19 protein-coding genes are annotated in these 23,650 nt (G+C 43.3%); 4 read left to right on the top strand and 15 right to left on the bottom strand.

Features of this window, described 5'->3' with window-relative positions; translation table 11 throughout:
• Window positions 1-52 precede the first annotated feature (52 nt).
• The 8 genes from MHB85_RS15695 to MHB85_RS15660 form a co-directional block, all read right to left on the bottom strand.
• Window positions 53-1,663, bottom strand: coding sequence for a response regulator (locus tag MHB85_RS15695; protein WP_341073198.1), 1,611 nt, complete (start codon window positions 1,661-1,663; stop codon window positions 53-55).
• Complete coding sequence (locus tag MHB85_RS15690; protein ID WP_105598827.1) at window positions 1,663-3,402, bottom strand: sensor histidine kinase; 1,740 nt, start codon at window positions 3,400-3,402, stop codon at window positions 1,663-1,665. The genes MHB85_RS15695 and MHB85_RS15690 overlap by 1 nt, the downstream gene beginning before the upstream one ends.
• A 93-nt stretch (window positions 3,403-3,495) precedes the next feature.
• Window positions 3,496-5,082, bottom strand: a complete 1,587-nt coding sequence (locus MHB85_RS15685; protein ID WP_192131460.1) for an extracellular solute-binding protein — start codon at window positions 5,080-5,082, stop codon at window positions 3,496-3,498.
• A 65-nt stretch (window positions 5,083-5,147) separates the two neighbouring features.
• Window positions 5,148-6,017, bottom strand: coding sequence for a carbohydrate ABC transporter permease (locus tag MHB85_RS15680; RefSeq protein ID WP_341073197.1), 870 nt, complete (start codon window positions 6,015-6,017; stop codon window positions 5,148-5,150).
• A gap of 13 nt (window positions 6,018-6,030) precedes the next feature.
• Window positions 6,031-6,978 (bottom strand): ABC transporter permease, encoded by a 948-nt coding sequence (locus MHB85_RS15675; RefSeq protein ID WP_192131462.1) that lies wholly within the window; start codon window positions 6,976-6,978, stop codon window positions 6,031-6,033.
• A gap of 246 nt (window positions 6,979-7,224) precedes the next feature.
• Window positions 7,225-7,980, bottom strand: coding sequence for a class I SAM-dependent methyltransferase (locus tag MHB85_RS15670; RefSeq protein WP_192131464.1), 756 nt, complete (start codon window positions 7,978-7,980; stop codon window positions 7,225-7,227).
• Window positions 7,981-7,997: 17 nt separating this feature from the next.
• Complete coding sequence (locus MHB85_RS15665) at window positions 7,998-10,286, bottom strand: preprotein translocase subunit SecA (RefSeq protein WP_341073196.1); 2,289 nt, start codon at window positions 10,284-10,286, stop codon at window positions 7,998-8,000.
• A gap of 117 nt (window positions 10,287-10,403) precedes the next feature.
• The gene (locus tag MHB85_RS15660) at window positions 10,404-12,701 is read right to left on the bottom strand and encodes a copper amine oxidase N-terminal domain-containing protein (RefSeq protein WP_192131467.1); all 2,298 of its coding nucleotides are present in this window, start codon (window positions 12,699-12,701) and stop codon (window positions 10,404-10,406) included.
• Window positions 12,702-12,933: 232 nt separating this feature from the next.
• On the opposite strand from MHB85_RS15660, the gene MHB85_RS15655 reads away from it, so the two are divergent.
• Genes MHB85_RS15655 through MHB85_RS15645 form a run of 3 tightly spaced genes read left to right on the top strand, consistent with a single transcriptional unit; the run spans window position 12,934 to window position 16,596 of the window.
• Window positions 12,934-14,397: a spore germination protein gene (locus MHB85_RS15655; RefSeq protein ID WP_076327538.1), complete on the top strand. Its 1,464-nt coding sequence runs from the start codon at window positions 12,934-12,936 to the stop codon at window positions 14,395-14,397.
• Window positions 14,390-15,478 carry a GerAB/ArcD/ProY family transporter gene (locus tag MHB85_RS15650; RefSeq protein WP_091018891.1) on the top strand — a complete coding sequence of 363 codons (1,089 nt, stop codon included), beginning with the start codon at window positions 14,390-14,392 and terminating at the stop codon, window positions 15,476-15,478. The genes MHB85_RS15655 and MHB85_RS15650 overlap by 8 nt, the downstream gene beginning before the upstream one ends.
• Window positions 15,475-16,596, top strand: coding sequence for a Ger(x)C family spore germination protein (locus MHB85_RS15645; protein ID WP_091018892.1), 1,122 nt, complete (start codon window positions 15,475-15,477; stop codon window positions 16,594-16,596). The genes MHB85_RS15650 and MHB85_RS15645 overlap by 4 nt, the downstream gene beginning before the upstream one ends.
• Before the next feature lie 106 nt (window positions 16,597-16,702).
• On the opposite strand, the gene MHB85_RS15640 is transcribed toward MHB85_RS15645, so the two are convergent.
• Window positions 16,703-17,185, bottom strand: coding sequence for a GyrI-like domain-containing protein (locus MHB85_RS15640; protein ID WP_192131471.1), 483 nt, complete (start codon window positions 17,183-17,185; stop codon window positions 16,703-16,705).
• Between the two features lie 105 nt (window positions 17,186-17,290).
• Between MHB85_RS15640 and MHB85_RS15635 the strand changes: the two genes are divergently transcribed.
• Complete coding sequence (locus MHB85_RS15635; protein WP_341073195.1) at window positions 17,291-18,265, top strand: helix-turn-helix transcriptional regulator; 975 nt, start codon at window positions 17,291-17,293, stop codon at window positions 18,263-18,265.
• Between the two features lie 163 nt (window positions 18,266-18,428).
• Here the strand turns inward: MHB85_RS15635 and MHB85_RS15630 are convergent, their stop codons facing one another.
• From MHB85_RS15630 to MHB85_RS15605, 6 genes are all read right to left on the bottom strand, one after another.
• Entirely contained in the window at window positions 18,429-19,658 is a 1,230-nt protein-coding gene (locus MHB85_RS15630; RefSeq protein WP_091018905.1) for a multidrug effflux MFS transporter, read from the bottom strand.
• A gap of 137 nt (window positions 19,659-19,795) precedes the next feature.
• Window positions 19,796-21,019, bottom strand: a complete 1,224-nt coding sequence (locus tag MHB85_RS15625) for a macrolide family glycosyltransferase (protein WP_341073194.1) — start codon at window positions 21,017-21,019, stop codon at window positions 19,796-19,798.
• A 70-nt stretch (window positions 21,020-21,089) separates the two neighbouring features.
• Window positions 21,090-22,454, bottom strand: a complete 1,365-nt coding sequence (locus tag MHB85_RS15620; protein WP_105598816.1) for an MFS transporter — start codon at window positions 22,452-22,454, stop codon at window positions 21,090-21,092.
• Window positions 22,455-22,650: 196 nt separating this feature from the next.
• The gene (locus MHB85_RS15615) at window positions 22,651-22,938 is read right to left on the bottom strand and encodes a HesB/YadR/YfhF family protein (RefSeq protein ID WP_091018911.1); all 288 of its coding nucleotides are present in this window, start codon (window positions 22,936-22,938) and stop codon (window positions 22,651-22,653) included.
• 21 nt (window positions 22,939-22,959) lie between these two features.
• Window positions 22,960-23,319, bottom strand: coding sequence for a HesB/IscA family protein (locus tag MHB85_RS15610; RefSeq protein WP_091018913.1), 360 nt, complete (start codon window positions 23,317-23,319; stop codon window positions 22,960-22,962).
• Window positions 23,309-23,644, bottom strand: coding sequence for a winged helix-turn-helix transcriptional regulator (locus MHB85_RS15605; protein WP_192131482.1), 336 nt, complete (start codon window positions 23,642-23,644; stop codon window positions 23,309-23,311). Before MHB85_RS15605 ends, MHB85_RS15610 begins: the two co-directional genes overlap by 11 nt.
• Window positions 23,645-23,650: the final 6 nt, after the last annotated feature.

Genomic DNA, 23,650 nt, shown 5'->3' with positions numbered 1-23,650 from the left:
TTACAGGATTTCACGAAAAAATCATACATTTTTTGCATCTTTATTGGAATTCCTACCGTGTCATTTTGATCCGGTATTGCTTAGGTGTATCACCGGTATATTCTTTAAACAGTTTGCAAAAGTAACCTTCATTGACAATGCCTACTTCCTCGCACAATTCCAATAAAGAATAATCCCGGACATTTAACAACTCGAGAGCGAGGTTGATTTTTTTACGGTTGATGTAGCTAATCACACCTTCGTTCATTGTTTTTTTGAATAAGCTGCTAAAATACGATGGCGCTAAATTCACTTCCTCCGCAATGGCCTCCAGCGTTAAACGCTGTTTCAGGTTTGTCTCTATATAATGCATAGCACTCATAATTTCTGCACGATGTAATAGTTGGCCCGCACGCACGTATTCGAATGTGAAGTCGCCAATATAGGCGAGCTGCTCTTGAAATGTCATATATTCCATGGGGAAGTCTGGAACTTCCGTGGCCATCTTATTTCCCGATTTAAATTTCACGGTAATGTCTCTGTACAAGTCTCTAATCATGGGCACCAAGATGGACTTGTGGATTTTATAGTCCGTAACAAATTGCGACAGATCGTCAAGTGCATTATCCAGCTCTTCCTTGGAAATCTTCCTCTTCAGGCGTATAAGAAAATCAGCAAGCTTCTGCTGAAAGTCTGCTTTTTTGTCATTATGGTATTGGAACCGATGCATCGGTGTTTTTACGACTTTTTCGGTATGATAATAGAAATCCTCACTCACATTTTTAGCTTCCGTATACGCCTGTTTGATCGATTCCCAGCCTCGGTGTGGACTTCCAAAAGCGACAGATACTCTTTTATTCAAATATTGATGCAAATGAGAGATGATCTGCCCTCCCAAGGATAGGCAAGCATATTCCGTTTCCATATCACTGCGGTTATTTTCCCAGGATAAAAAACCAATAAAACGATTATCGGACAGATCCGCAGCTACCCCACTGCTACCATTCATAACTGTTTCTTCGATGATATTTGTTATCGCATACTTCAAGATGTTTTGATCTGCGGCCGCGTATTCGTTTCGGAAACTTTCATACGTATTCATCTCAACGATGAAACAGCAATAGTTGGCTTGAAAGAAATGAAACTGCATGCGATTGGCAAAATCCGATGCCCGATGAGAAGGAATTTCACCTCGGATCAATTCGTTAAAAAATTGCTTGCGGACTCTGTATTTATTTTCAAGCACGGATACGTTTAACGAGTGAAATTCCGCTTCTTTTTTCTCAAACTCATTTAGAATTCCAGCTGCCTTATCCAATGCTCGATTTAGATCGGCTTCCCTTAGCGGAACCTTTACAATGTACTCCAATACGTTGGCTTGAATAGCTCGCTGGGCGTATTCAAAGGATGAATAGGCGGTTAGAAGTATGTATTGGGTATGGGGGAGCTCCACTTTTAACTGCTCAATCATGGAGATTCCGTCCATTCGCGGCATGACAATATCGGATATGACGATATCCGGCTTAAGTTTGATGATCTCCTCGATCCCATTCAGCCCATTATTCGCTTTTCCCACCAGAACAAATCGTCTATCCCTAAGAGAGAGCTCGCTAAAAAACAATTCCAATCGTTGAATGATCAGGTCTTCATCGTCAACAATGAAGCAGGTATAGTCTCTCCCCATTATGCATCTCCTTTTGGCAATTCTGCCGGGAATACAGCGCGTATACGGGTTATTTCCTTAGGTATGCTAATGATATCCAGTCCGAATTGATCTCCGTAGTGAAGTCTTATTCGACCATGAATATTATTCAGCCCGATTCGTTTTCTTTTTACTTCCTCTTCACTTGGTTCCGAGATTAAAATATGCTTTAATTTGTCGGCCGGAATTCCCTCACCTTGATCAACAACTTCGATGATGACGATGCCGTCCTCCCTGTACGCATGAATCGTAATTGGCCCTTCAATTCCTCCTCCGTTGTAACCATGGAAGATACTATTCTCCACAAGGGGCTGCAGCAGCATTCGGAAAACCGGAAAATCCATTAACCCTGCTTCGATATCTTCAATCAAGTTGAAGTTTCGGTTATACCGAATGTTCTGGATCTCGATATAGTCCGCTACATTGCGTAATTCCTGGCGTAGGGAAACCTTCTCAGAAGCATCGTCTATCCCGTATTCCAATAATGAAATGAGCGATCCGATTACCACATCGACTTTCTCTATTTGTCCAAGACGTATAACATTGCTGATTGAACCAAGCGTGTTATACAGAAAATGTGGGTTTATTTGAGACTGTAACACCTGGATCTCCAACTTCCGCTCAAGTTCATTATGAAGCTCGGCTCGACGAATCAGTTCAACAATTTGCTGTAACATACGATCGAATGCTCGTGAAAGATCGCCAAACTCATCGTTTCGATTAATCGTTATTGTCGTTGTGAGGATACCTTGTTCCACCTGCTTCATTTTTGTTTTGAGCGTATAGAGTGGTTTTCTTATAAATTTGGCAACCATGAAAGAAATGAACAAACTTAAAAGAAGACCTGCAGCCAGAAGCTCAATATAATAGGTTTCCAATCTGGACAAAGCTGCTTTCAAGCGTGATTCATCATTAACGGAGACAATGGTCCAGTTGAATTTCTCCGTTGGTTTCTTCAAAAGGGAGACGGGAATGCCATCCTTCGTATGCACTTGAAGGGTGGTTTCTGACGTATCCAAAATTTCTTCCGCTGACGTCTCTCCGATTGAAAATGTATGATCTTGAATACTAAGGGGTCCTTTATTTTCAGAAAATCCGGCAATGATCTTACCTGACGCAGTGATCAGAGCCAGATTCATTTGTTCCTGTTTATTAATCTTGAACAAGGTTTCTTCAATGGCATTTAGATCCAGATCAACCGCAATGGCCATAGGAAACGGAGCACCGTTCAGATAACGAACCATCGTAACAGTCCAGCCGGAGTACTTCGATTTGTAAGGTTCACTAACAAAGGTAGTCCTTCTATTCTTGTCAGCCGCATCAAATAAAGGGGCTCTTTCCGACAAAGGTTCATCGAATATTCGAGTAGGTGTACTTCCGCCCAGAATGGATAAATCGCTTTTGATCAAATAAATATTACTGACATAAATACTGTTGAGTTCATACAGCTCCCTTAATTGCTTTTTAATCACTTCGGTATTGTTAATGTTGGCTTTCACCGAAGTTTCAACTGAGAAGAGAATCGTCTGGAAGGAGGAAAAATTAACGGTGAAATACTGGTCTACCTTGTCTAGTATTTGATTGGTGTAATAAATATCATTGGTTCGTATTTCTTTTTGGACATAGCGATAAGATAATTGGCTTATCAAGATGATGCAGCCCAATACAAATGCAAATACGATAAAAAATAATTTTAAAGGCAAGCTGATTCTTCTTCGCATCGATCATCTTCCTTTTAGTTCCGTTTTAAACTAAGAATAGCACATGCTAATAAAGAGAGGGGCTACGAATAGCCACTCTCTCTTTGTTTATTTTTACTTGATAAGGCCCGCTTCTTTAAATTGCTGGATTGCTGTTTCCTTATATTTCTGCATGTCAAACTTGGTATCCAACGTTTGGAGGAAATTGTCCCAGTTGGAAAGAGGTTCTTTGCCCGTCATAAATTTAACCAAGCTTTCATTAATGAAACGTTGGCGGTCAGCATCCAAAGTGTCGCTCGGGTCTGGGGTCAATAAATTACCTGGCAACGTTGGCCCTACATATTGCTGATTGTTCTTGAAGGCTTCCGCCGTCTTCGGATTCTGGAAGCTGAAGTACTCCGCATCATCACCACGCCGCGGCATTCTATAATGATCGACCCACAGGTACTTCTCTTTCATTTCTTTCGATAACTCGGAGGTTTTATTTTTGATTTTGCCGTCTACGACATCCCAATGAATCCCTTTGATTCCGTATGCAAAATTCGGATAGGCTTCTTCATCCGTAAAGAGATAATTCAGCATGGACAAGATCCGAATGATTTTGTCCTCGTCCGCTTTTGCGGAAATGGCCCATGAATTGCCTTGGAACGATTTTCTCTCAACAATCTGATCGCCGTAAGGACCTTTCATCGGAGGAATAACGATCCATTCCGGCACCTCTCCACTAATTTCTTTCATTTTCTGTTGATAATCCGGTTCCAGCCTGCGGGCATCTCTGATCATGAAGCCAACTTTACCCTTAAACATCTTTTGGTCCAACAGATCAGGTGAATTCATTGTCACCCAGTCCGGGTCTACGACTTTGGCTGCCATCATTTTGTTAATGTAGGCAAGTGCCTCTTTCATTTTGGGTTCGATAAACAGAAATACCGGTTCATTATCTTTAATCTCAACGGCCGAAGGAGGATTAACGCCAAACATCCACATCAAGCTATCAAAGCCGTAGGTTTGCAGATTGCCTTCTTTATTCATACCGCCGATGAATCCGTACGTATCGTTTTTACCATTCCCGTCCGGATCTTTCTCTGTAAAGGCTTTCATAACTTCGAACAACTCATCAGGTGTCGTGGGCACTTCCATATTCAACTTTTTCAGCCAATCGTTGCGTATGAAGAAGCTTCGACTGATACCGTTTACATTATCATAGCCTGGAACTCCAATGGTTTTTCCTTGATAGGACATCGCCTCCCAGGAGTCAGTGCCAAACCGTTTCTGTAGTTCAGGGAATTGGTCCATATACGGTGTCAAATCCGCAAGAACACCTTGGTCGTAATATTGCGCGAGATCAGCACGGCTCTTCAAGAAGATCAAGTCTGGAATATCCCCGCCTGCAATGAGTGTATTCAGTTTGGTTGTTGCTTGACCCGCTTGAGGAATCATCATCTCCAAGTCGATGTTCATCTCTTCTTCCAACATTTGGCGTTGAATATCTTCATCACGTGGAGGTACGGGAGCAGCAGCATTGAACGTACCTTGGTTAAACATGGAGATTTTCATTTTGGTTGCAAACTGGCCAGACTGACCTTGCGAATTACTCGAGGTTGTCGATGTAACTTCTTCATTTCCCCCACATCCTGACAAAAGCGTTCCAAATCCTAAGATTGCCGACAGAATAGCAAATGAAATCTTTTTACGTTGCATATTGACCTCTCCTTTGCTTGTATATTATCACGGTTTCCCCGTAATAAGTTAGGTTGGAACACCTTTTATCCTTTAACGGAACCCAGGAGTACACCTTTGGTAAAATGCTTTTGCAAAAATGGATAAACGATCAATATCGGGACTGTAGTTACAACAACTGTAGCCATCTGCACAGCGAACGTACTGACAGCTCCGGAATTGGCGAGTGAATCAGCGCTTTGCGTTGCCACGTTAAGTAGGATATTGCGCAAAATCACTTGAAGTGGCATGTAGTTGGAATCATTGATATAAACAATAGCATCGAAATAACTGTTCCAATGCCCGACTGCGTAAAACAAGGAAATGGTTGAAAGCACGGGTAACGACAGAGGTAAAATGATCTGCCATAACGTCTGAAGCTCACTGGCACCGTCTACCCTTGCTGATTCCTCGATTTCACCAGGCAATTGCTCAAAAAAGCCTTTAATGATCACCAGATTAAATGCACTAATGAGATTTGGAATGATCAATACCCACGGACTATTTAACAATCCCAGAGAGCGGATTAGTAAATATGTCGGAATTAACCCCCCGCTGAACATCATGGTAAACACAATGAAGAGTAAAAACGGACTTCTTCCGGGTAAATATTTTTTGGATAACGGGTAGGCCGCGATCACCGTAAAAAACACATTTAACGCAGTCCCTACAATCGTTCGAAACAACGTAATTTTATACGCCTGCCAGATCCCGTGAGAAACGAATACTTCTTTATAGGCCAAAAAGGTAAAGGATTCGGGTATAATCACAATTCCTCTTCTTAATACTTCCGACTCTGGCGTTACGGAGACAGCAACCACATATAGGAAGGGCAGCACGCAAAGTAGGGATAACAAAATAAGCATCACATAAACGACGGTTTGCCAGACTTTTTCACCAATTGTCATATGGATCATTCTAAAGACCACCTCACCAAATTTGCCCATCGAATTTTTTGGCGAGCTTGTTCGCTGCCAACACCAAAGCAAATCCGATGACAGCTTTAAACAATCCTACAGCAGTAGCCAAGCCAATCTTGAGACGCTCCAACCCTTCACGGTATACCCATGTGTCAATAATGTCGATCTTCTCCTGATTAAAGGTGTTGGCAAACATGAATATTTGGTCAAAACCCGCATCCAGGATATGGCTTAATTTTAGAATCAGCATCAGAATAATGACTCCTCGAATACCAGGTAACGTGATATGCCATAGTTGTCTCCATTTGGAAGCACCATCCATTCGAGCCGCTTCATATAAGCTTGGATCGATTCCTGCCAAGGCGGCAAGGTACAATATTGCCCCCCATCCAATATCCTTCCATACTTCAGATAAGATGATCAGCAACCTGCCCCAGGCAGGTTCCGTTAGAAACGAGATGGGTTCAACACCAAAATCCTTCAAGATCATGTTAAAGAGACCATCGCCTGGGGCTAGTAATGCCACCATAATTCCATACACAATGACCCATGACAGAAAATGAGGTAAATAAGTGATGGTCTGTACGATTTTCTTAAACCATTGGCTATACACTTCATTGAGGAGTAAAGCAAGTACGATGGGCGCGGAGAATCCGAACAATAGCTTATACAGCGATATGATGATCGTATTTTTCATGATGTCCCAGAAATAAACGCCGTTCATAAAATCCGTAAAATTTTTGAATCCCACCCAGGGGCTATCCCATAGTCCCAAAGCCAGGTTGTAGTTTTTAAAAGCAATCATGATTCCCGCCATGGGAATGTATTTGAATAGGGCAAAATAAATTAAGGCTGGTAATAAGAGAGCATACATCACTTTGTGCTTTTGTATTGTCCTGATCCATGACTTTCGCTTTGTGGAGATGGGAACGGCGTCCGCTGCCAGTTTCGCTTGCATTTCATCACCTCGTCTTTGTTTGTATTTGTATAATAGCACCCGCCTATCGGATAAATTTCTGAAATTTCAAGAATTTCTTATAAGATTTTAAGGAAGTGTACCAGGGTTCCTTTCAACACTTAAATCCAGGCAAGCTGGGCAATAATTTGTTCTAATAAAATATAAAAAAAGCCGCTAAAATAGCGACTTTCAAATGGCGTTATATTCTTATCCCTTATTGATATAACGGGGTATCATTTTGGTGATCTATACTTCTCCCCAAAAAATTTCAGTTTCATAGTCGAATGCAACAATACCATCTTGATTATTTTTATCAAATAAATTCCGCAGTTCTGACATCATAGGATCGTAATTTGCATGCCCGGGTGCAGGGCTGTAGGAAGATGATAGCAACCGGCCTTTCAATCCCTCGAAATCGAACTCCTGACTCATTCCGAATCGCATTTCATGCATCGAACCTTCCTTGAAAAAAGAGAGCAGTATCGTTTGAGAGATATTTTTATGATTAACTTTATTGTAGTCGGTTCCATATGTATGGAGCAATTGATTGTACTCTTCACGAAACGGAGTACCGTGTGTAAGACGTGAATTCCAGATGAGTATTACTCTCCCGCCTGGCCGTAGAATTCTGCGAAACTCGATTTGAGCTGCGGAGCGATCGAACCAGTGAAATGCCTGAGCGCAGACAATAAAATCAACCGACTGATCAGGTAATCCCGTAGATTCTGCAGAACCTGCTATACTCTGGAATTGCGGACTGCTTTTTAACGTTTGCTCGGCGGCTTCCCGCATGGCCTGATTTGGCTCGACCGCTATTACATAGCTTCCGCGTTCCAGAAGTAGCTTTGAGATGATCCCAGTACCTGAACCGATGTCTGCTATATTACTGTTCGCATCTAAACCGACTACGTCGTACAAATGGTCAATAGCCTCTTTTGGATAGCTCGGGCGGTATTTCAAATACGATTCGACCCGGCTCGTAAACCGTTCTTCACTGTTCATCGATCGTCACGCTCCCATCAATATTTTGACAACCTATATACCGGCCACAGTAACAGCTTCAAAATTTTACTGCCCCAAAAAGCAAATACCGTCGTTCCGGTCCATGAGCTGCGCTTATCTTGACTGTATTGATCGTTGATCATATAAGTCCGAGTCGAAATAGGACTCTTTAGACCGAACTGTTCCCATTTGGCCGGATCATTTGAACCTCCAAGTTTTCCAAGCATATTCGCCGACTCATGATCTATTTTAGCCGGAATTTTCTCAAATGCTTGGGTAATTTGCGTATGAAACTCATCGATCGGGTTGCGACTGGTAATACTCTCGAGATGGATGCTTTCGCGAATGTAAGATACGTATGCCAGATGGTCAGCCCAGAACTCATCCATATAAAAAAGCCGTACCCGCTGCTCCGATGGGCTCATTGGTCTCTCGCCTTTCAATATTCCGAGCCTTTCTTCGTATAGGATTCGCCTCTGATCCTCCACCATATCCGAATAACCGTTCAATTCCCGCTGAATATCGAAGTTTTGGCCTATGATCACGCGCTGAATATGCTCGATTTTGCTGCGTAGCGCCGGATCATCAAGAGCCTCGTCCTGTCTGGTAGCGCGAAACAGTCTATGAATGCCGAAGCGAAGCATCAACTCGTCTTCCAGGCTTATATAAAATACGGAAGCTCCCGGGTCACCTTGGCGGCCAGAACGCCCGCGCAGCTGGTTATCTATTCGCATGCTTTCATTCACATGTGTACCTATCACATATAATCCGCCTAGCTTGGCAACCACTTCTGCCTGAGCAGAATTACCACCGCCAAGACGAATGTCGACGCCGCGCCCTGCCATATTCGTAGATACCGTTACCGCGCCTATTTCTCCCGCTTTAGCGATGATTTCGGCTTCTCTCGCATCGTTTTTTGCATTCAGAACCTGGCAAGGTACGTCAGCAGCGGCAAGCGCCTCCGCCAGCATATCAGACTCCTCAACGCTTGACGTACCAATAAGAATGGGACGTCCCACCCTATGAACGGAAGAGATTTCTTGTACAAGTGCCTTATATTTGGCTTCCTTATGGGAGTATATTCGGTGCTTGTGGTCGATCCGTATGTTTGGCTGGTTCGGTGGAATTTGAACGACCTGCAACGCATAGATATCCTCGAATTCCAGTGCTGAAGCGTGCGCCGTAGCCGTCATTCCGCAGATTCCCGAATACAGGCTAATGAAATGTTGAATCGTGATCGTGCCGAGAATTCTCCCGCCGGCCTTCCACTGCAATCCTTCTTTCGCCACCAGCGCAGCTTGCAGCCCGTCCGGCAAATACCTGTTCTCGGCCACACGGCCAGTATGTTCTTCGATTAGTTCAATTCCACCATCCCGAACGATGTAATCGACGTCTTTTTTTAATAATGATTCCACATGCAGCGCACAATTCAATGACGTTAACCAATGACTGTTATGGCTATCGTACAAATTGCCGCATCCCAGCAGCATCTCCGCTTTCGCAGCACCCTCTTCATTCAAGTAAACGTTCCGCTGGAACTCGTCAAAATCGTAATGCTCTCCTGGCTGCAGCTGTCGGGCCACTTCTGCAAAAAGAACGCCATCACTCTTGGTTGTGCTCGAATCGCCACTAATGACTAGCGGCACCCGCGCTTCATCAAGAAGCAGCGAATCCGCTTCGTCTACGACGACGTAGTGGAAAGGACGGTGTACGGTATCCGCTTCATTGAATGCTATTGTGTCACGCAAATAATCAAACCCTGCTTCTTTAGCCGTAACATAGGTTATATCCTTGGCGTAAGCTTCCCTTTTCTCGAACAGGCTCATGCCCGCTTGAACCGAGCTTACGGTTAACCCGAGGAAGCGATAGATCGGGCCCATCCACGCTGCATCTCGATTTGCCAAGTAGTCGTTAAATGTGAGTATATGAACGCCTTCACCGGTCAACGCGTTGAGATAAGCAGGCATAACAGCAGAGAGTGTTTTTCCTTCACCGGTATGCTGCTCGATCAAAAATCTTTCGTGTAAAGCAATAGCAGCCATAATCTGCACATCGTAAGGCTGTAATCGGAGTGTTCTCTTCGCAACTTCGCAGACTAAAGCATAAGCATCAACAAGTAGTTCATCCAAAGATGTGCCTGATCTTGCTTCTTCTTGCAGCCGAAGGGATTCCGCTTGCAGGCGCTGATCGTCCCAAGTTTCCAAATTCCGTTTCCTTATAAGCTCCACTCTGTCTCGGTAATCTTTCAACAAACGCCGGGTGTCGCGCTCTTTGAATTCACGTATCAACTTGACGACTACATTCATCGGAATTTGATTCCTCCTTAGTAGAAATAAGTTGTGAAAAGAAAAGACCCCATATGGAGTCTTTTCTTTCGCTGGTTAACGCGCCACTCAAACCATTCGTTATAAGAGACAACTACCTTACTTCTCCGATGGGAGCGGTGTGAAGAGCAGATTGACCGGCAGGTTGCTTCCTGGCGCGGCTGAGAACAGAATCGTTACGCTCTCTCCAATTGATCCGGTGCGGTAAAGAACGCTTTGTTCACTTGAATTGGCAACGGCAACGTTGCCTTCGGCAATCGATACCAACTGGTTGTTCACCAGCGCTACTCCGGAGTACTTCCCTCCACGAGGGTTAAAGGAGATAAGCGTACGCGGTGCAACATTGGTCAGTGTGATTTTGTACAATACGCCGAAATTACCCGCATTGGATGCGTCTGTGTAAGCCATCGGATCTGTTCCTACCAGATTGGGATCGCTTGAATTGTCACCAAGTGGCAGACGGGCCGGTTTGAGTCCCACGTGCTCATCGTACTTTATGATGCGAGTCGCGTTCGGGTACGTACCCCGGTTGTGCACGCCGTCACGATCAAGCACGGGAAGCAATGGCAACGCTTCGAACGGATCTTTATTTTCTTCCACCAGGATAACGTTATAGTCCAAGGAATAATCACTATATGCATCCGAATAGAGAGAGATGACTTGTCCTTCTTTCATCGGCGTTTTATTAAGTTCTGTCAAAATCAATTTGCTTTCCCCAGGTTGAAGGTACTCTTTCTTTTGATCCGCTCCAGTCTGAATTGACTTGAACCATTTATCAATAGACAATTTCCCGGCTACAGTAGCATACGGTGTAGGTCCCGCAAATCCCATATTTTGTTGTTCGAAAACTGCCGGATTCGGGTTGTTATTGGTTGCAATCACATACATTTTTACTCTTTTGCCTGTATTGTTGACGTGGTGAATCATGAACCGGGTCTGCCCCGAAGATGATTCTTTATATACGATGCCTTCCGTATTTACGGTTTCCGGACTGTTACTGCGGATTAGCAAACTGGGCTCATCCATGTACGTATAAGGCACTTTCTCCATCGTAGTCACTTCGCCGCCGTTAAAGGTAAACTTCTGTCCTACCGGCGTGAAGAGTAAATTGAAGTCGGTAAATGAATATAAGGTCTCATTGGTTATGGTAATGACTTTGGAGTACGTGTTCGTAGCGCCGTGATTGTCAGTAACCGTAAGTGTCACCGTTTTGGGACCCGGTTCAAAGAAAGCAAGTGAATTGTTCTCCCATACGGCTTTGACAATATTATTTTCATCATCTGTGCTTTGGTCCGTGTATGTTATTTTTTCGCCCATTTTATATTCTTCTTTATCCGTGGCGAACATGGCTACAGGAGGAAGATTAGGACTCAATACTTCAATGGTAATTGAATACGGATCGCTCCATTGACCATTGGAATCCTGTACTTCATATGAAATCGTATATGTACCTGCTTGATCAAATGAATCCTGGCGACCAGTCCAGCGTTCGTCAACGATATCCATTCCATTAGGTGAACTGGAAGAAGTCACGTAGTCCACTTGATCTCCTGCAAAGATTTCCTTTTGGGAAATGGTAAAGCTTGCAACAGGTTTTGTATTAAGATTCAACACAACCGTTTTAGCCGTCTGATTCACTTTATAGGTGATGTTCAAAGCTTGAGTAATGGAAGTTAACGGCACCATGAATGTACTTTTTTGCTGATATGCAGGGCCTTTCATCGTTCTTGTCTCTCCATTGACGGTATAGTCCTTGCTGTTCGTCTTGAATCGGAGTTCATCCTCACCACTAATAATGATGGTTTCCTTGGTTTTGTTATCATATTTGACGCCGTATCCCACACGGTCAACCAGCGCACGGATGGCAACATAGGATACACCGTTTTTTACAGCCATTGGCTGGCCAGCAAGATATGTTTTTCCATCCTGCTCCATTTTGTTGCTATTCATGTACAACGTCAGATTCCCACCTGCTGCTACAGGAGACGTTCCATCAATGGATGGTTGCTCTATTTGAGCAGGTGTAGCTGGCGTTTCCCCCTCAGGGGCTTCCTCTTGAACTACAGGTTTCGTACCCGTTTCGTTTGTAGTGGTCTCTTCCCCATCCAATGCAGGTTTCTCGCTATCTGTTTTAGGTGTTGCCTCAGTACCGGTCGAGGTTTGAGTGTCCTTGGCTTCAGTGGGCGAAGTATTGATCGATTTGTTATTGCTCTCCGTCTTCACTTCACGCTCTGCAATTGGCTGCTCTTGCTTTAACACCTCAACTGATTCTACATTGGCCGTGTTTACTGACGCGGTGTCACCTTGTGGTGCTGATTGCGCATTCACAGAACCAACTGCAAATGCTTGAAAAACGGCTAAAGCGGTAAAAATGGATAATTTCTTCTTCATATTCATGTGTTGTCTTTGGCTCCTTCTACTCTCTAGTAATTTATAACCCCTCAAAAAGTCATAATATTAGACGCTAGATTTAGGAAAAAGTTTCTAATTGAATTGTAAATTATGGATTTTAGTACAACTATTTTTTCAATGTTTGGTTATAAGTTCTTTGAATAAAAAGCAACTATTGAATAATAGTCTTGATTTTGCACAAGATAATCCATGTCGCATTTTATAAAGAGGTGGATCAATGACCCCAACCAATCAGGCATTCTCTGAATTAAAAATGAATATTTCTTATGTGGAACAGTCCCTCTACTGTACAGACGATTTGAAACAACAACAGCTTCTACTTAATGGTGTACAGAGTGTGCTTCTCTATATCGATTCACTTGTAGATCAGGAGATCATTCAAACACATGTCTTAACAGCACTGAATGGCCAAGCTCACTCTGAAATCTACCCATCGTTCACCACGTTAGAAAGTCGAAAAGATACGGATCTGCAACGTGGAATAGACTCACTTATTCAAGGGAAATGTCTTTACATAATCGATGGGCACCCGGAGTTTTACATTCTTTCTACCGAGAAAATGTATGTCCGAAGCACAACCGAACCGGAAAACGAAGGCGTTATTCGAGGGCCACACAATGGATTCGTTGAACAGCTTTCGGTTAATTTGAATCTGATCCGCAGACAAATTATCAGTCCATCCCTAATCGTTCGATATTTTAACGTTGGCGAGAAGACACATACCAAAATTGCAGTTGTATACCTTCAGGACTTAGCCAATCCGGAGTTGGTGAACGAAGTTAAAGAGCGAATCACATCCATATCTTCAGATATGGTGCTCGCACCAGGCTTTATTGAAGAGTTTGTGGAGGATAACCCTTTCTCTCTGTTTCCTCAGCAGCTCATTACAGAAAGACCTGACCGGGTTATTGCCAACTTGATGGAAGGACGCGTCGCCATACTTGCCGAAGGAAGTCCGTCAGCTCTTATTGCTCCAGTTACGTTTTTTGCTTTTTATCAAAGTCCGGATGATTATCATGGTCGCTGGATTGTCAGTTCCTTTTTACGGTTAATTCGCATGATGAGTTTTGTCATTGCTTTTACATTACCTGCTGTTTATATTGCAACCATCTCTTTTCACTCCGCCATTTTACCAATCGAGCTGGCACACACAATCAAGAAATCATTGCAGAACATCCCCTTTCCTGCACTTGTAGAGGCAATGTTGCTTGAACTGATCTTTGAAGTGTTAAGAGAAGCCGGGGTCCGACTTCCCAGCCGAGTGGGCCAGACCATCGGCATCGTTGGCGGTTTGGTTATCGGAGATGCTATCGTTCGTGCGGGGCTTGTATCCTATACAATGATTATTGTGGTTTCCCTAACCGCTATCTCGTCGTTTTTGGTGCCTTCGCATGAGATGAGTTCGGCAGTACGTATTCTCCGCTTTCCAATGATGATTGGAGCGGCGCTTTTTGGATATATCGGCATCGCATTTGGTCTGGTGATTCTAACCATTCACCTCTGTAAGATGGAAAACTTCGGATCGCCTTATTTTGCTCCAGTGGCCCCATTCCGATTAGCTGACATGAAGGATGTATGGATTCGATTTCCCATCTGGGCGCTTCGCGAGCGTCCTCATGATGCCCGCCCGCAGCGGCTGAATCAGCAGAAGTTCTATAGGAGTGGGAAAAAACGTGAATAAGGAAACAACAATCACTCGGGGACAATTATTCTTGCTCATTTTGAAATTTGAAATTGGTGTAGATATTCTGTCCCTCCCTTACCGTATGCACCTTATCTCTAAAGGAGGTGGGTGGATCTCTGTTTTCCTTGGAGGGTTCCTGATCCAACTTGTCATACTGTTGTGCTGGCTTTTGATGCGAAGATTCCCGAGTTCGTCCATTTATCATATTGTAACGCTGATTACGGGTAAATGGATTGGCAAGTTGCTGATCATTGCCTACGTTGGATATTTCCTATTAATGGGCACTTCTGTTCTGGTGAACGCTTACGGTGTGATTAACCGTTGGATGCTGCAGGATACGCCTCGATGGGCTATATTAGCTCTCTTCTTGTTCAGCAGTATCTATTTGGTTCGGCAAAAATTACGAATCATTGCCCGAGTACTGGTACTCATCTCCTTTTTGGTCTTGCCCATGATGGTATTGATCAGTTATGGACTCAAGGAAATCAATCTGTTATATCTTTTGCCTTTAACCGAAGCGGGATGGCCCAATATTATTAGTGGATCAACCGAAACATTAATGGCTATGTTCGGATTCGAGTTTTTTCTCGTTGTGTTTCCTATGGTTGAAGGTAGCAGCGGGGGCAAACTCAAGTCTGTTGCTTCAGCAAGTGCTGTAGTCGTAGTGTTGTATGCATTCACCGTGTTCATTTGTTCAACGGCGTTCAGCCCCCAGCAACTTGACTTAATGCCTGAACCGGTCATATATCTGCTCCGCTCTATCCCACTCGGAACAATGGATCGGGCCGATTTCCTGTTCCTCCCTATCTGGTTAATTTCCATTTTCGGGGCCATATGTGGCTATTACTATACGGCATCCTATGGTATAAGTTATCTCTTCAAACTAAAACACCATAAAAAAGCGGTGCCTTATGTCGTTCTTGCTTCTTGCATAATTGCCTATCTGCCACAACAGAAGGAAAAACTGGAGTTAATTAGTACGATTGCCAACAGATCGGCATATTTTTTTCTCATGATCCTGCCTCTGCTCCTGTTGGTCCTATCTTATATAATGAAACGAAAAGAGAAGATGATATGAGTAAACGAGGAAAAATCCTTGTCCTCCTGTTCCTGCTCATGGTGATGACGGGATGCTGGGATCAGGATAGTTTAAAAGATGCAAGATTGGCTAATGCTTCGGCGTTTGACATCACCTCAGAGGGTGAAATTAAACAGACGCTTGAAATTGTCGATGATTCTGAGAGTCAACAAGGGAGCAGCGGTAATGAAGTCCACTCAGGCACCGGGAGATCCGTCCGTCAAAGTACAGATAGAATTCGGGCCAAAGTGACTGGTGATATCCGGTTTTTCAAATATGGGATGATCTTATACGGCAACAAACTCGCACAAAATGATATCTACCCCTACCTGGACGTCTTATATCGGGAACCCGATTACCCAACCTCACATGTGAAGATTGCGATTGTGGATGGCGATGCCGGAGATCTGTTACACCAAAAAAAAGTTGGCAGCATATTGATTGGTGATTTTATTACGAAAAAAATTAAGAGTCTGGAGGAATTATGTATTTTTCCGGAAATGACGTTAGAGACCCTTCTCCCTCCCATGCTGGATCCGGGACAGGATTTTACACTGCCTTATCTATATAAGGATGGAGAGGAAATTGATGCTCGGGGAATTGCCTTGTTTCATGGGCAAAGGTTCAGTGGCAGTCTTACTACCGAACAGGCTCCTCTATACATTATTATGAGTGGGAAATGGAATAAAGCAGCGCGTTTTGTCAAAAAGGTCCACCCAGGGCCTTCCAACAACCCGAGGAACTATGTCACTTATGAAGCAAATATCGCACAAATTAAGCGCAAACTTGCGGTAAAGGTGGCAAGTGATAGCCAAATTGATGTAAACCTCCGTATCGAACTTCCAGTAACGATCGTTGAGTATGCAATGAATCATCTTCAGGAAAAAGACACAATTGAACGTCTGAACCGCAAGTTATCCGATGACATGACTCAGGACGCAGAACAAATTATCAAGACACTTCAGCAAAGCGGCTGTGATTCCTTCGGTATAGGCAGACATTTAATTGCCCATTACCCGGAATTGTGGAAAAGCCTGGACTGGAATAAACAATATGCCCAAGTCCGTTTTCACCCGGAAGTAAAGGTTACAATAGTCGGAAGTGGCGTTTTAAATTAATAACATGCTGTCATGCAAGCTGTCGTGCAATTGGGAAAGCTCTCTTCCATTTGGAAGAGAGCTTTATCCTTCATATTCAACTCAAAAGTCTTCAGATCTCCACGTCTTATCCATTCCTTACAACAGGAATCCACATTTCACCATATACCAAACCGTTTTTCTCTCCCATTTCTACTGTTGTATTCGGACCGCCAACATAGGCATAATCCTTTTCTACGGGGAGGGCTTGACCAAAGGCAATTCCAGTAAGCATATTACTGAGCGCATCAGCCGTCTCTGCTTCACCCTTTACAACAAGGTATTCTCCCTTAGGAAATTGGATTACTCTCGTTGCTTCTGGCAGAGATTCTTCTGTCATGACCCCAGCATAATGCATCATCTTGTTATTGACTGCTTCGTTTACAGCGAAAATATAGTCATTAGTAGCTAGGGACTTTAATGTGTCTAGGCTTCCATCCTCTTTCACAGTGGACCAAAAATCCGCCTTCTCCTTGCTGATACCAGCATAGTCTGTGTAGTCGCTTTTAAGTTCTGTTCCAATACCTAAAACGATAAAGCTGTCTTTTTCTTCGAAATGATAATTACTCATGGTTTACACCGTCCTCTTTAAATTTTCAATTGATTTGTGTTTTCACTTGATAGGTTTATAATAACCTTAAATCATGTCAGAATATGATACTGTTTAGGGGGGCCAATGAAGAAAGTTGAACGCATAAATATCATCACGCGGTATATCAATAACCGTGCACACTTTACCATCTCTGAAATCATGCGAGAATTTAATATTTCTCGTTCAACAGCCATTCGAGATATCAGAGAAATTGAAGCCATGGGAATGCCACTTGTCGCTGAAGTTGGGCGGGACGGAGGTTATTTTGTCATGAACAACTCGCTCCTGCCCACGGTTCGGTTTACCGATAATGAAATCAAAGCGTTATTCATTGCCTTTATGGCGACAAGAAATCAACAGCTTCCTTATCTGAAGAGTCGTCAATCTTTGGCTGAAAAATTATTAGGCCTTATCTCAGAAAATCAGCAAGATGACCTTGTGCATTTGAATCAAATATTGCTTTTTGAAGGGACCAATCCCCATAATCCAGACTTGCTTGATCTGTCAGACCTGCCTCACCCTACCTTGGAAAAACTCATCCAAATTCTTCTTATAGAACGTTATTTGTTAGTTACTGTCCAAGAAGAGAAGAAAACAAAGTCCTATCCCATCGTTCTCTTGCACCTTCATCATCAAAAAGGCCATTGGATCATTGAAGGTTTTGACTTGGAGGAGGAAAAAAGACGAATCGTATCCGTTGACAACCTCATCCATGTCGAAGCATACCCGGCGAAAAAAAGACGGAGTACAAAAAAGATTGTAGAGCAACTAAAACGAAATACGCAGGAAGAAGTTTTCAACCTTGTCCTGGAACTTGGTCCAAAGGCAATTGCGCAATTCAAAAAATACCATCCTTTAAAATTTTCAATTGCCTATACAAATCCATACCAGACTACGGCCCAACTAAAGTCATTTATGAATGTTCATAACTCAGAAGAATTAACCGAAGTCACCAATTGGTTTCTTTTTCTAGGAGAAGATATCAAGGTGAAGGAGATTCCGAAAGAAGTCCTGAATGCTGTACAAGAGAGATTAAGCTTATATCAAATGAAGCAGTGAGCAGCCCCTCCTCCCCAGTCTCTCCATTTTCTTACAATGTCTTACCTGAATTCAGGCTGGCGTTCAGTAAGAAAAACCAAAAAAGCCGCTATTACAGCGACTTGTAATGGATTCATAGTCATTCATGTCTCACGCCAATGCTTCGCGAGCTGTTCCTTCTATACTAAAAGTCAGCATTAGACTGGACATGATTAGGTGTATGCTGCGGGACGTTTTTAACGAGTAGGAAATAAGTAACAATCGCAATGATACTGGTCATTAATAAAGTGAGTCCTAACGGGACGGCAGTGTCCTCACCCGCGATACCGACCAGAGGAGCAACCAGTGCACCCAGAAGAAAAGGCACAACGCCGAGCAGTGCTGCTGCACTTCCGGCCATCTTGGCTTGACTCTCCATGGCAAGCGGGAATGCCGCTGTAGACGTAATGCCGATCGAGCATACGAAGAAGAACAATGGAATCACCAACGCGAAAAGTGGACCATGAGCCAGGGTTACGACCAACGCAGCCACACTTGCTATTATAGCAAGCCATAGTCCCGATAATAGCAGCGTCTGCTCAGGGATACGTTTGGCCAATCGACCCACGATTTGAGATCCGATGATCAAGCTGATGCCGTTCGAAGCAAATAGTATAGCAAATACTGTGGGTGTAACTCCATATATATTTTGGTAAATAAATGGTGTTCCCGCCACATAAGCAAAGACCCCTGCCGTCATGATTCCCTGTGCCAGCATGTAACCAACAAACTTGCGGTCACGCAGAAGCATTCTGTAATTACCCAATTGCTGTTTGAAGTCAGGAACCATACGTCTTTCGACAGGGTGTGTTTCTTTTAAGCTCCACTTTGTCATGATTAATAAGAAAATTCCCAAGAATGAAAGGCAGATAAATACGCCAATCCATGTTGTGAAGGAAAGAACCCCACTTCCCGCAATCGGTGCTGCCAGAGGTCCCAAATTCCCTACAAGCAACAGCAAAGAGAAAAATTTAGTGAGTTCATGTCCACTATACAGATCTCTAGCTATCGCACGGGAAATGACAATTCCAGCTGATGCGGCAAATCCTTGCGTGAAACGAAACAAAATCAATAGTCCGATATTCGGAGCAAAAGCACATGCCAAGGAACAAATAATATAAGCTGCCATGCAGATCAATAATGGTCTACGTCTACCGTACGCGTCACTCAAAGGACCCATAACGAGTTGTCCTACACCCAGTCCTAATAAACAAGCAGTAAGGCTAAATTGTACAAGTGATGCCGTTGTATTCATATTTTGTGCAATCTCCGGAAAAGCCGGTAAATACATATCAATCGTAAATGGACCTAATGTAGAAAATAAACCTAGTAGTACTGCCAGTCCAAAAACATTCCAATTCGTGCTCTTTGCCATAATAAATAAAATCTCCAATTCCTCATATAATTTGCAAGCCTAATCGAGTATAAGTCATAGAGTTAACTGTAGGTCAAGTCTTTAGGTTATTAAAACCAAAAAAAGCCGCTTATTAAGCGACTTTGAATGGAAAACCATTAAATTGTGTAACTTCCCCGGCTTGAACCCATATGACTCATGATCATTTCGGCAGCTCGCTTGTAACCGCCAGCCTGCCTTAAAGATTCACCAATGAGGTAAGCCTGCCGTCTATAAAGTGAATTGTGTAGCACTTCTGTTAATGCCTCTCTCAAATTAGTTGCACTGAGGTTATGTTTATTTAAAGTAATACCCGCGCCCAACTCCTGTACCCGATTGGCGACAAGAGGCTGATCCGATGTTAATGGAATCATCACCATCGGAACGTTGTAATATAACGCCTCACTTGTGCTGTTCATTCCAGCATGTGTAATAAAAACATCGGTATGCTGCAACATGTCCAACTGGGCAATGTATGGCTTGACGATAAAATTAGGAGGAACTTGATCCGCCAGCGGCGTCATGTCCGTGTATTTTCCTGAAGATAAAACAACATTCACGGGTAGATCCCCTAACGCTTCAAAGCAAAGCTGATAGAAATCCAAGTTTTTATTCAAGATCGTACCCATAGCAATGTACACGGTTTGCGGGTACCGTTCACGAAGCAACTCAAACGAGAAGGTTGGAGCATCTTGACGTGTTATGATCGAAGGACCCGTGAAAATAAAACGATCATCCAGCTTTTCTGCCTGCGGCTGAAAATAACGGCTGGTGTACACGAGCTTTAACTGACCTGCATGTGCCGGAATCTCTTTCATGGCTGGAATACTCACTTGAAACTCTTCGGCTAACTCCGTTGTGATCTTCATCGTAGCCTCATAAAGCTCCTTCGTCTCCGTCTCATTAAGAACTGAGTTAGATCCTAGAGGCTCCACAAAGGCAAAGGACGCAATCGAGCATACCGCAGGAATTCCCAGTTTTTCTGCAAGAATAGTCCCTCCCCATCCCATCAGGGAATCAAAGATCATATAATCGAACTTTTGACCCTCGATCACCTGTAGCACATTGGGGATGATCCTCCGGATAATACCGCTTACCATCATATAAATGAACTGATAAGAATGCTTGTATTCTTGGGGTTTCAACACCGGATCATGAGAGAAGGCATCTTGTGGAAACGGATAGGTAATGATCTGGGCACCGGTTTGTTCAATTCGGGAACGGTACTCCTCCGTACACACATAGATGACTTCCTCACCATTGTCTATCAACTGAGTAACTAATCCTAACGACGGATTCACATGTCCTTCAGCTGGAGTAATGACTACTAATACACGTGCCATCTTATCCACCTCCCAATGCAATTAGTCCCCCCGTTCTTCATGATGTATTTAACGACGCGGTCGTCATCCGTTACATGGAGATGTTATCCTTCACTTGGTTGATTGGATGATGTTCTTGATGAACGAGTTTGGTGATTCGTAGTGATGCTAAGAAACTTAACAAGACCCATAGTAATTGTAGTGTTAACACGATCAAAACACCTGTCGATATGCCCCACTGTAACGTTTCGGACAAGGCAATCAGAGCTCCACCAACTCCAATGCTTACTCCCATATAGAAGGAATCCACAAATTGCAGATTGGCGGACATTTCTCCCTCTTTCCTGGGCAAGGCATGTTGTAAAGCAATGGCTGCCGTTGTAGGGTTGGCCAATCCAACACCGAACCCTGTAATCATTTGTGAGAGAAGGATGAGTATAATCCCGCCGTCCGTCAAAATAAGAGCCAGGATCACAAGTGCAGTTCCAACAATCATAATCCCAATGCCCGTCATGACCCTGCCCTTTCGGGCACGACCTTGATCTCGTGCATCAAGCTTGGCTTGCAACCACGCTGCGGCGGACCAGCTCAGAGAACCTGCTGCTACAATGAGGCCAGCAAGGTCGGCTGATAACCCCTTCACTTCGGTTAGTGCCAAGATCACAAAACTTTCCGTTGTAAAATAACAAGCAACATATAGCCCTCTCGAAACCAGAGTAGCAGGCAATCCTTTTTTTACCGAAAAAGTGCCCACAGGCAGCAATTTACGCATTGGTGTGATCATGATGACTAATCCAGCCAAAGTGAGTACTATACCTTTCCAATCAGTTATCATACCAAGTCCTGTGAGTAACAGTCCCGTTCCAACGGCAAGCAGAATCGCATACATAATCTTTGAGTCGGTTGCTCGGGGCGGACCTGACAGATCTTGCTGAAGCTGCAAATTACGGAAAGAACGGAATGTGAGACTGAGCGCTATTCCAATCAAGGGTAAAACGATCCAGAAAACATATCGCCACGAGATGTGAGAAGCTATAAGGCCTGCTGCATAAGGTCCGATTAAGGTAGGCAGGACAAATGCCATGGAGAATGCGGCCAGGATTTGAGTACGAAGTGTATCTGGATAATGTAACGTCACACAGGTATAAACGCATGTGATCAGGGCTCCCGCTCCAAAACCTTGAAGGGCTCTTCCGGCAATAAGCATGTGCATATCGAAAGAAATAGCGGAGACCACAGTTCCTAACACAAAAACACTAAAAGATATCAGCATGGATGTAAAAACACCGCGCTTGTCAATCTGCTGACCCATAACCAAAGTTCCAATAAGCTGAGATAACAAAAATGCGCTGAAGATCCAACCATATAAATGAATGCCCTCTAAACTTTGTGCCATCTTCGCAGCAATCGTTGTGATAGCCAGTCCTTCAAAAGCTACGGTTGCCAGAACCAGCATAATCCCAATTGTAGGCGCCCTGTACTGAGCATCAAAAATCCCAATCTGATTGTTATTTGTCTTCTACACCTCCATAATTCGATGGATATTATGGTAAAATAAACCTTTTCACTTCCTGAATATACATGAAGTGTTATACTTTGTAAAGTTAAATGTTTAAAAAGTAAGATTATGGTCTAGAATAGGGTTCCCATGTTCAATAGGAGATTTTGCTTGAAAATATGCCATTTTCATTACAGTCAATTTGGAGAAGTTCATCCTCCAGGATCCAGGCATCTGTTTTTTCAACAAAGAAATGAAATCCTCCGATGGATTGAACCAATGCGGGATCGACCGGTGTAGCACTCGCATTTATGCCAATGGTAAAAGCATCGGAACCTCCTCCAACATATTTTGCATAAATCCTTACATATTGGTCTTCTTCCAATTCCCATTCATTCTTAAATGAATCGATTGCTTGTTCAGATATTACAAATGAGATCATTGCTTTGCACTCCTTCTTTCATTAATCACATTTTTTCACTTCGCCACGATAATTGGCCATTCTGAAACTGGCCCCGCATCCACACGAAACTTTGGCATTTGGATTATTCATGGTGAATCCGCCTAACATTCCGCTCTCTTCATAGTCAATCTCAAGACCATCAATATATGGAATACTTTTCGCGTGCACCAATATCCTAAATTGTTTTTTATTTAACACAATGTCTTCTTCTGCCTGCTGTTCATCCACGATAAGGGTATAAGATAAACCACTGCATCCCCCTTCATCAACGCCTACTCTAAGGAAGGCATTTTGTATATCCGCACTTGATAAGATCTCAACGATTTTGTCCGATGCTGAATCACTGACCTCAATAATCATCTTTATTCCTCCCGGTGGTATCATTTTGAAATTTGGTATCCCAGTCCATTAGACAGGGTATGAATGTCGCAAGAGCAGCTCCTTTTGGCGTAAGTTCATAAATAATTTGTGTAGGACGTTTCCGTATTGTTCTTTTGACCAAATGATCATGTTGAAGACCCTTTAAACGTCTGGAGAGGATCATTTCGGAAATGGAAGGAATGCTATCAAATATTTCACCAAATCTCTTCGGGCCTTGAGACAGAGCACATAAAATATGGATCGTCCATTTCGTTCCGATGATGCGATAAGCTGTAAATATTTTATTCGGATCTTCAGTGAACAATGGTTC

It is taken from the genome of Paenibacillus sp. FSL K6-4396 (genome assembly GCF_038002525.1).
Lineage (GTDB): Bacteria > Bacillota > Bacilli > Paenibacillales > Paenibacillaceae > Paenibacillus > Paenibacillus amylolyticus_B.
This window is presented reverse-complemented; position numbering and strand designations above follow the sequence as displayed.

Excerpts from the sequence above, each read along its gene's own strand:
- MHB85_RS15615 (WP_091018911.1), bottom strand. The coding sequence starts at position 22,938 with ATGATCTCATTTGTAATATCTGAACAAGCAATCGATTCATTTAAGAAT.
- MHB85_RS15660 (WP_192131467.1), bottom strand. The coding sequence starts at position 12,701 with ATGAATATGAAGAAGAAATTATCCATTTTTACCGCTTTAGCCGTTTTT.
- MHB85_RS15630 (WP_091018905.1), bottom strand. The coding sequence starts at position 19,658 with ATGGCAAAGAGCACGAATTGGAATGTTTTTGGACTGGCAGTACTACTA.
- MHB85_RS15690 (WP_105598827.1), bottom strand. The coding sequence starts at position 3,402 with ATGCGAAGAAGAATCAGCTTGCCTTTAAAATTATTTTTTATCGTATTT.
- MHB85_RS15625 (WP_341073194.1), bottom strand. The coding sequence starts at position 21,019 with ATGGCACGTGTATTAGTAGTCATTACTCCAGCTGAAGGACATGTGAAT.
- MHB85_RS15685 (WP_192131460.1), bottom strand. The coding sequence starts at position 5,082 with ATGCAACGTAAAAAGATTTCATTTGCTATTCTGTCGGCAATCTTAGGA.
- MHB85_RS15620 (WP_105598816.1), bottom strand. The coding sequence starts at position 22,454 with ATGCTGGTTCTGGCAACCGTAGCTTTTGAAGGACTGGCTATCACAACG.
- MHB85_RS15610 (WP_091018913.1), bottom strand. The coding sequence starts at position 23,319 with ATGATTATTGAGGTCAGTGATTCAGCATCGGACAAAATCGTTGAGATC.
- MHB85_RS15665 (WP_341073196.1), bottom strand. The coding sequence starts at position 10,286 with ATGAATGTAGTCGTCAAGTTGATACGTGAATTCAAAGAGCGCGACACC.
- MHB85_RS15640 (WP_192131471.1), bottom strand. The coding sequence starts at position 17,185 with ATGAGTAATTATCATTTCGAAGAAAAAGACAGCTTTATCGTTTTAGGT.
- MHB85_RS15675 (WP_192131462.1), bottom strand. The coding sequence starts at position 6,978 with ATGCAAGCGAAACTGGCAGCGGACGCCGTTCCCATCTCCACAAAGCGA.
- MHB85_RS15670 (WP_192131464.1), bottom strand. The coding sequence starts at position 7,980 with ATGAACAGTGAAGAACGGTTTACGAGCCGGGTCGAATCGTATTTGAAA.
- MHB85_RS15635 (WP_341073195.1), top strand. The coding sequence starts at position 17,291 with ATGAAGAAAGTTGAACGCATAAATATCATCACGCGGTATATCAATAAC.
- MHB85_RS15645 (WP_091018892.1), top strand. The coding sequence starts at position 15,475 with ATGAGTAAACGAGGAAAAATCCTTGTCCTCCTGTTCCTGCTCATGGTG.
- MHB85_RS15655 (WP_076327538.1), top strand. The coding sequence starts at position 12,934 with ATGACCCCAACCAATCAGGCATTCTCTGAATTAAAAATGAATATTTCT.
- MHB85_RS15695 (WP_341073198.1), bottom strand. The coding sequence starts at position 1,663 with ATGGGGAGAGACTATACCTGCTTCATTGTTGACGATGAAGACCTGATC.
- MHB85_RS15680 (WP_341073197.1), bottom strand. The coding sequence starts at position 6,017 with ATGATCCATATGACAATTGGTGAAAAAGTCTGGCAAACCGTCGTTTAT.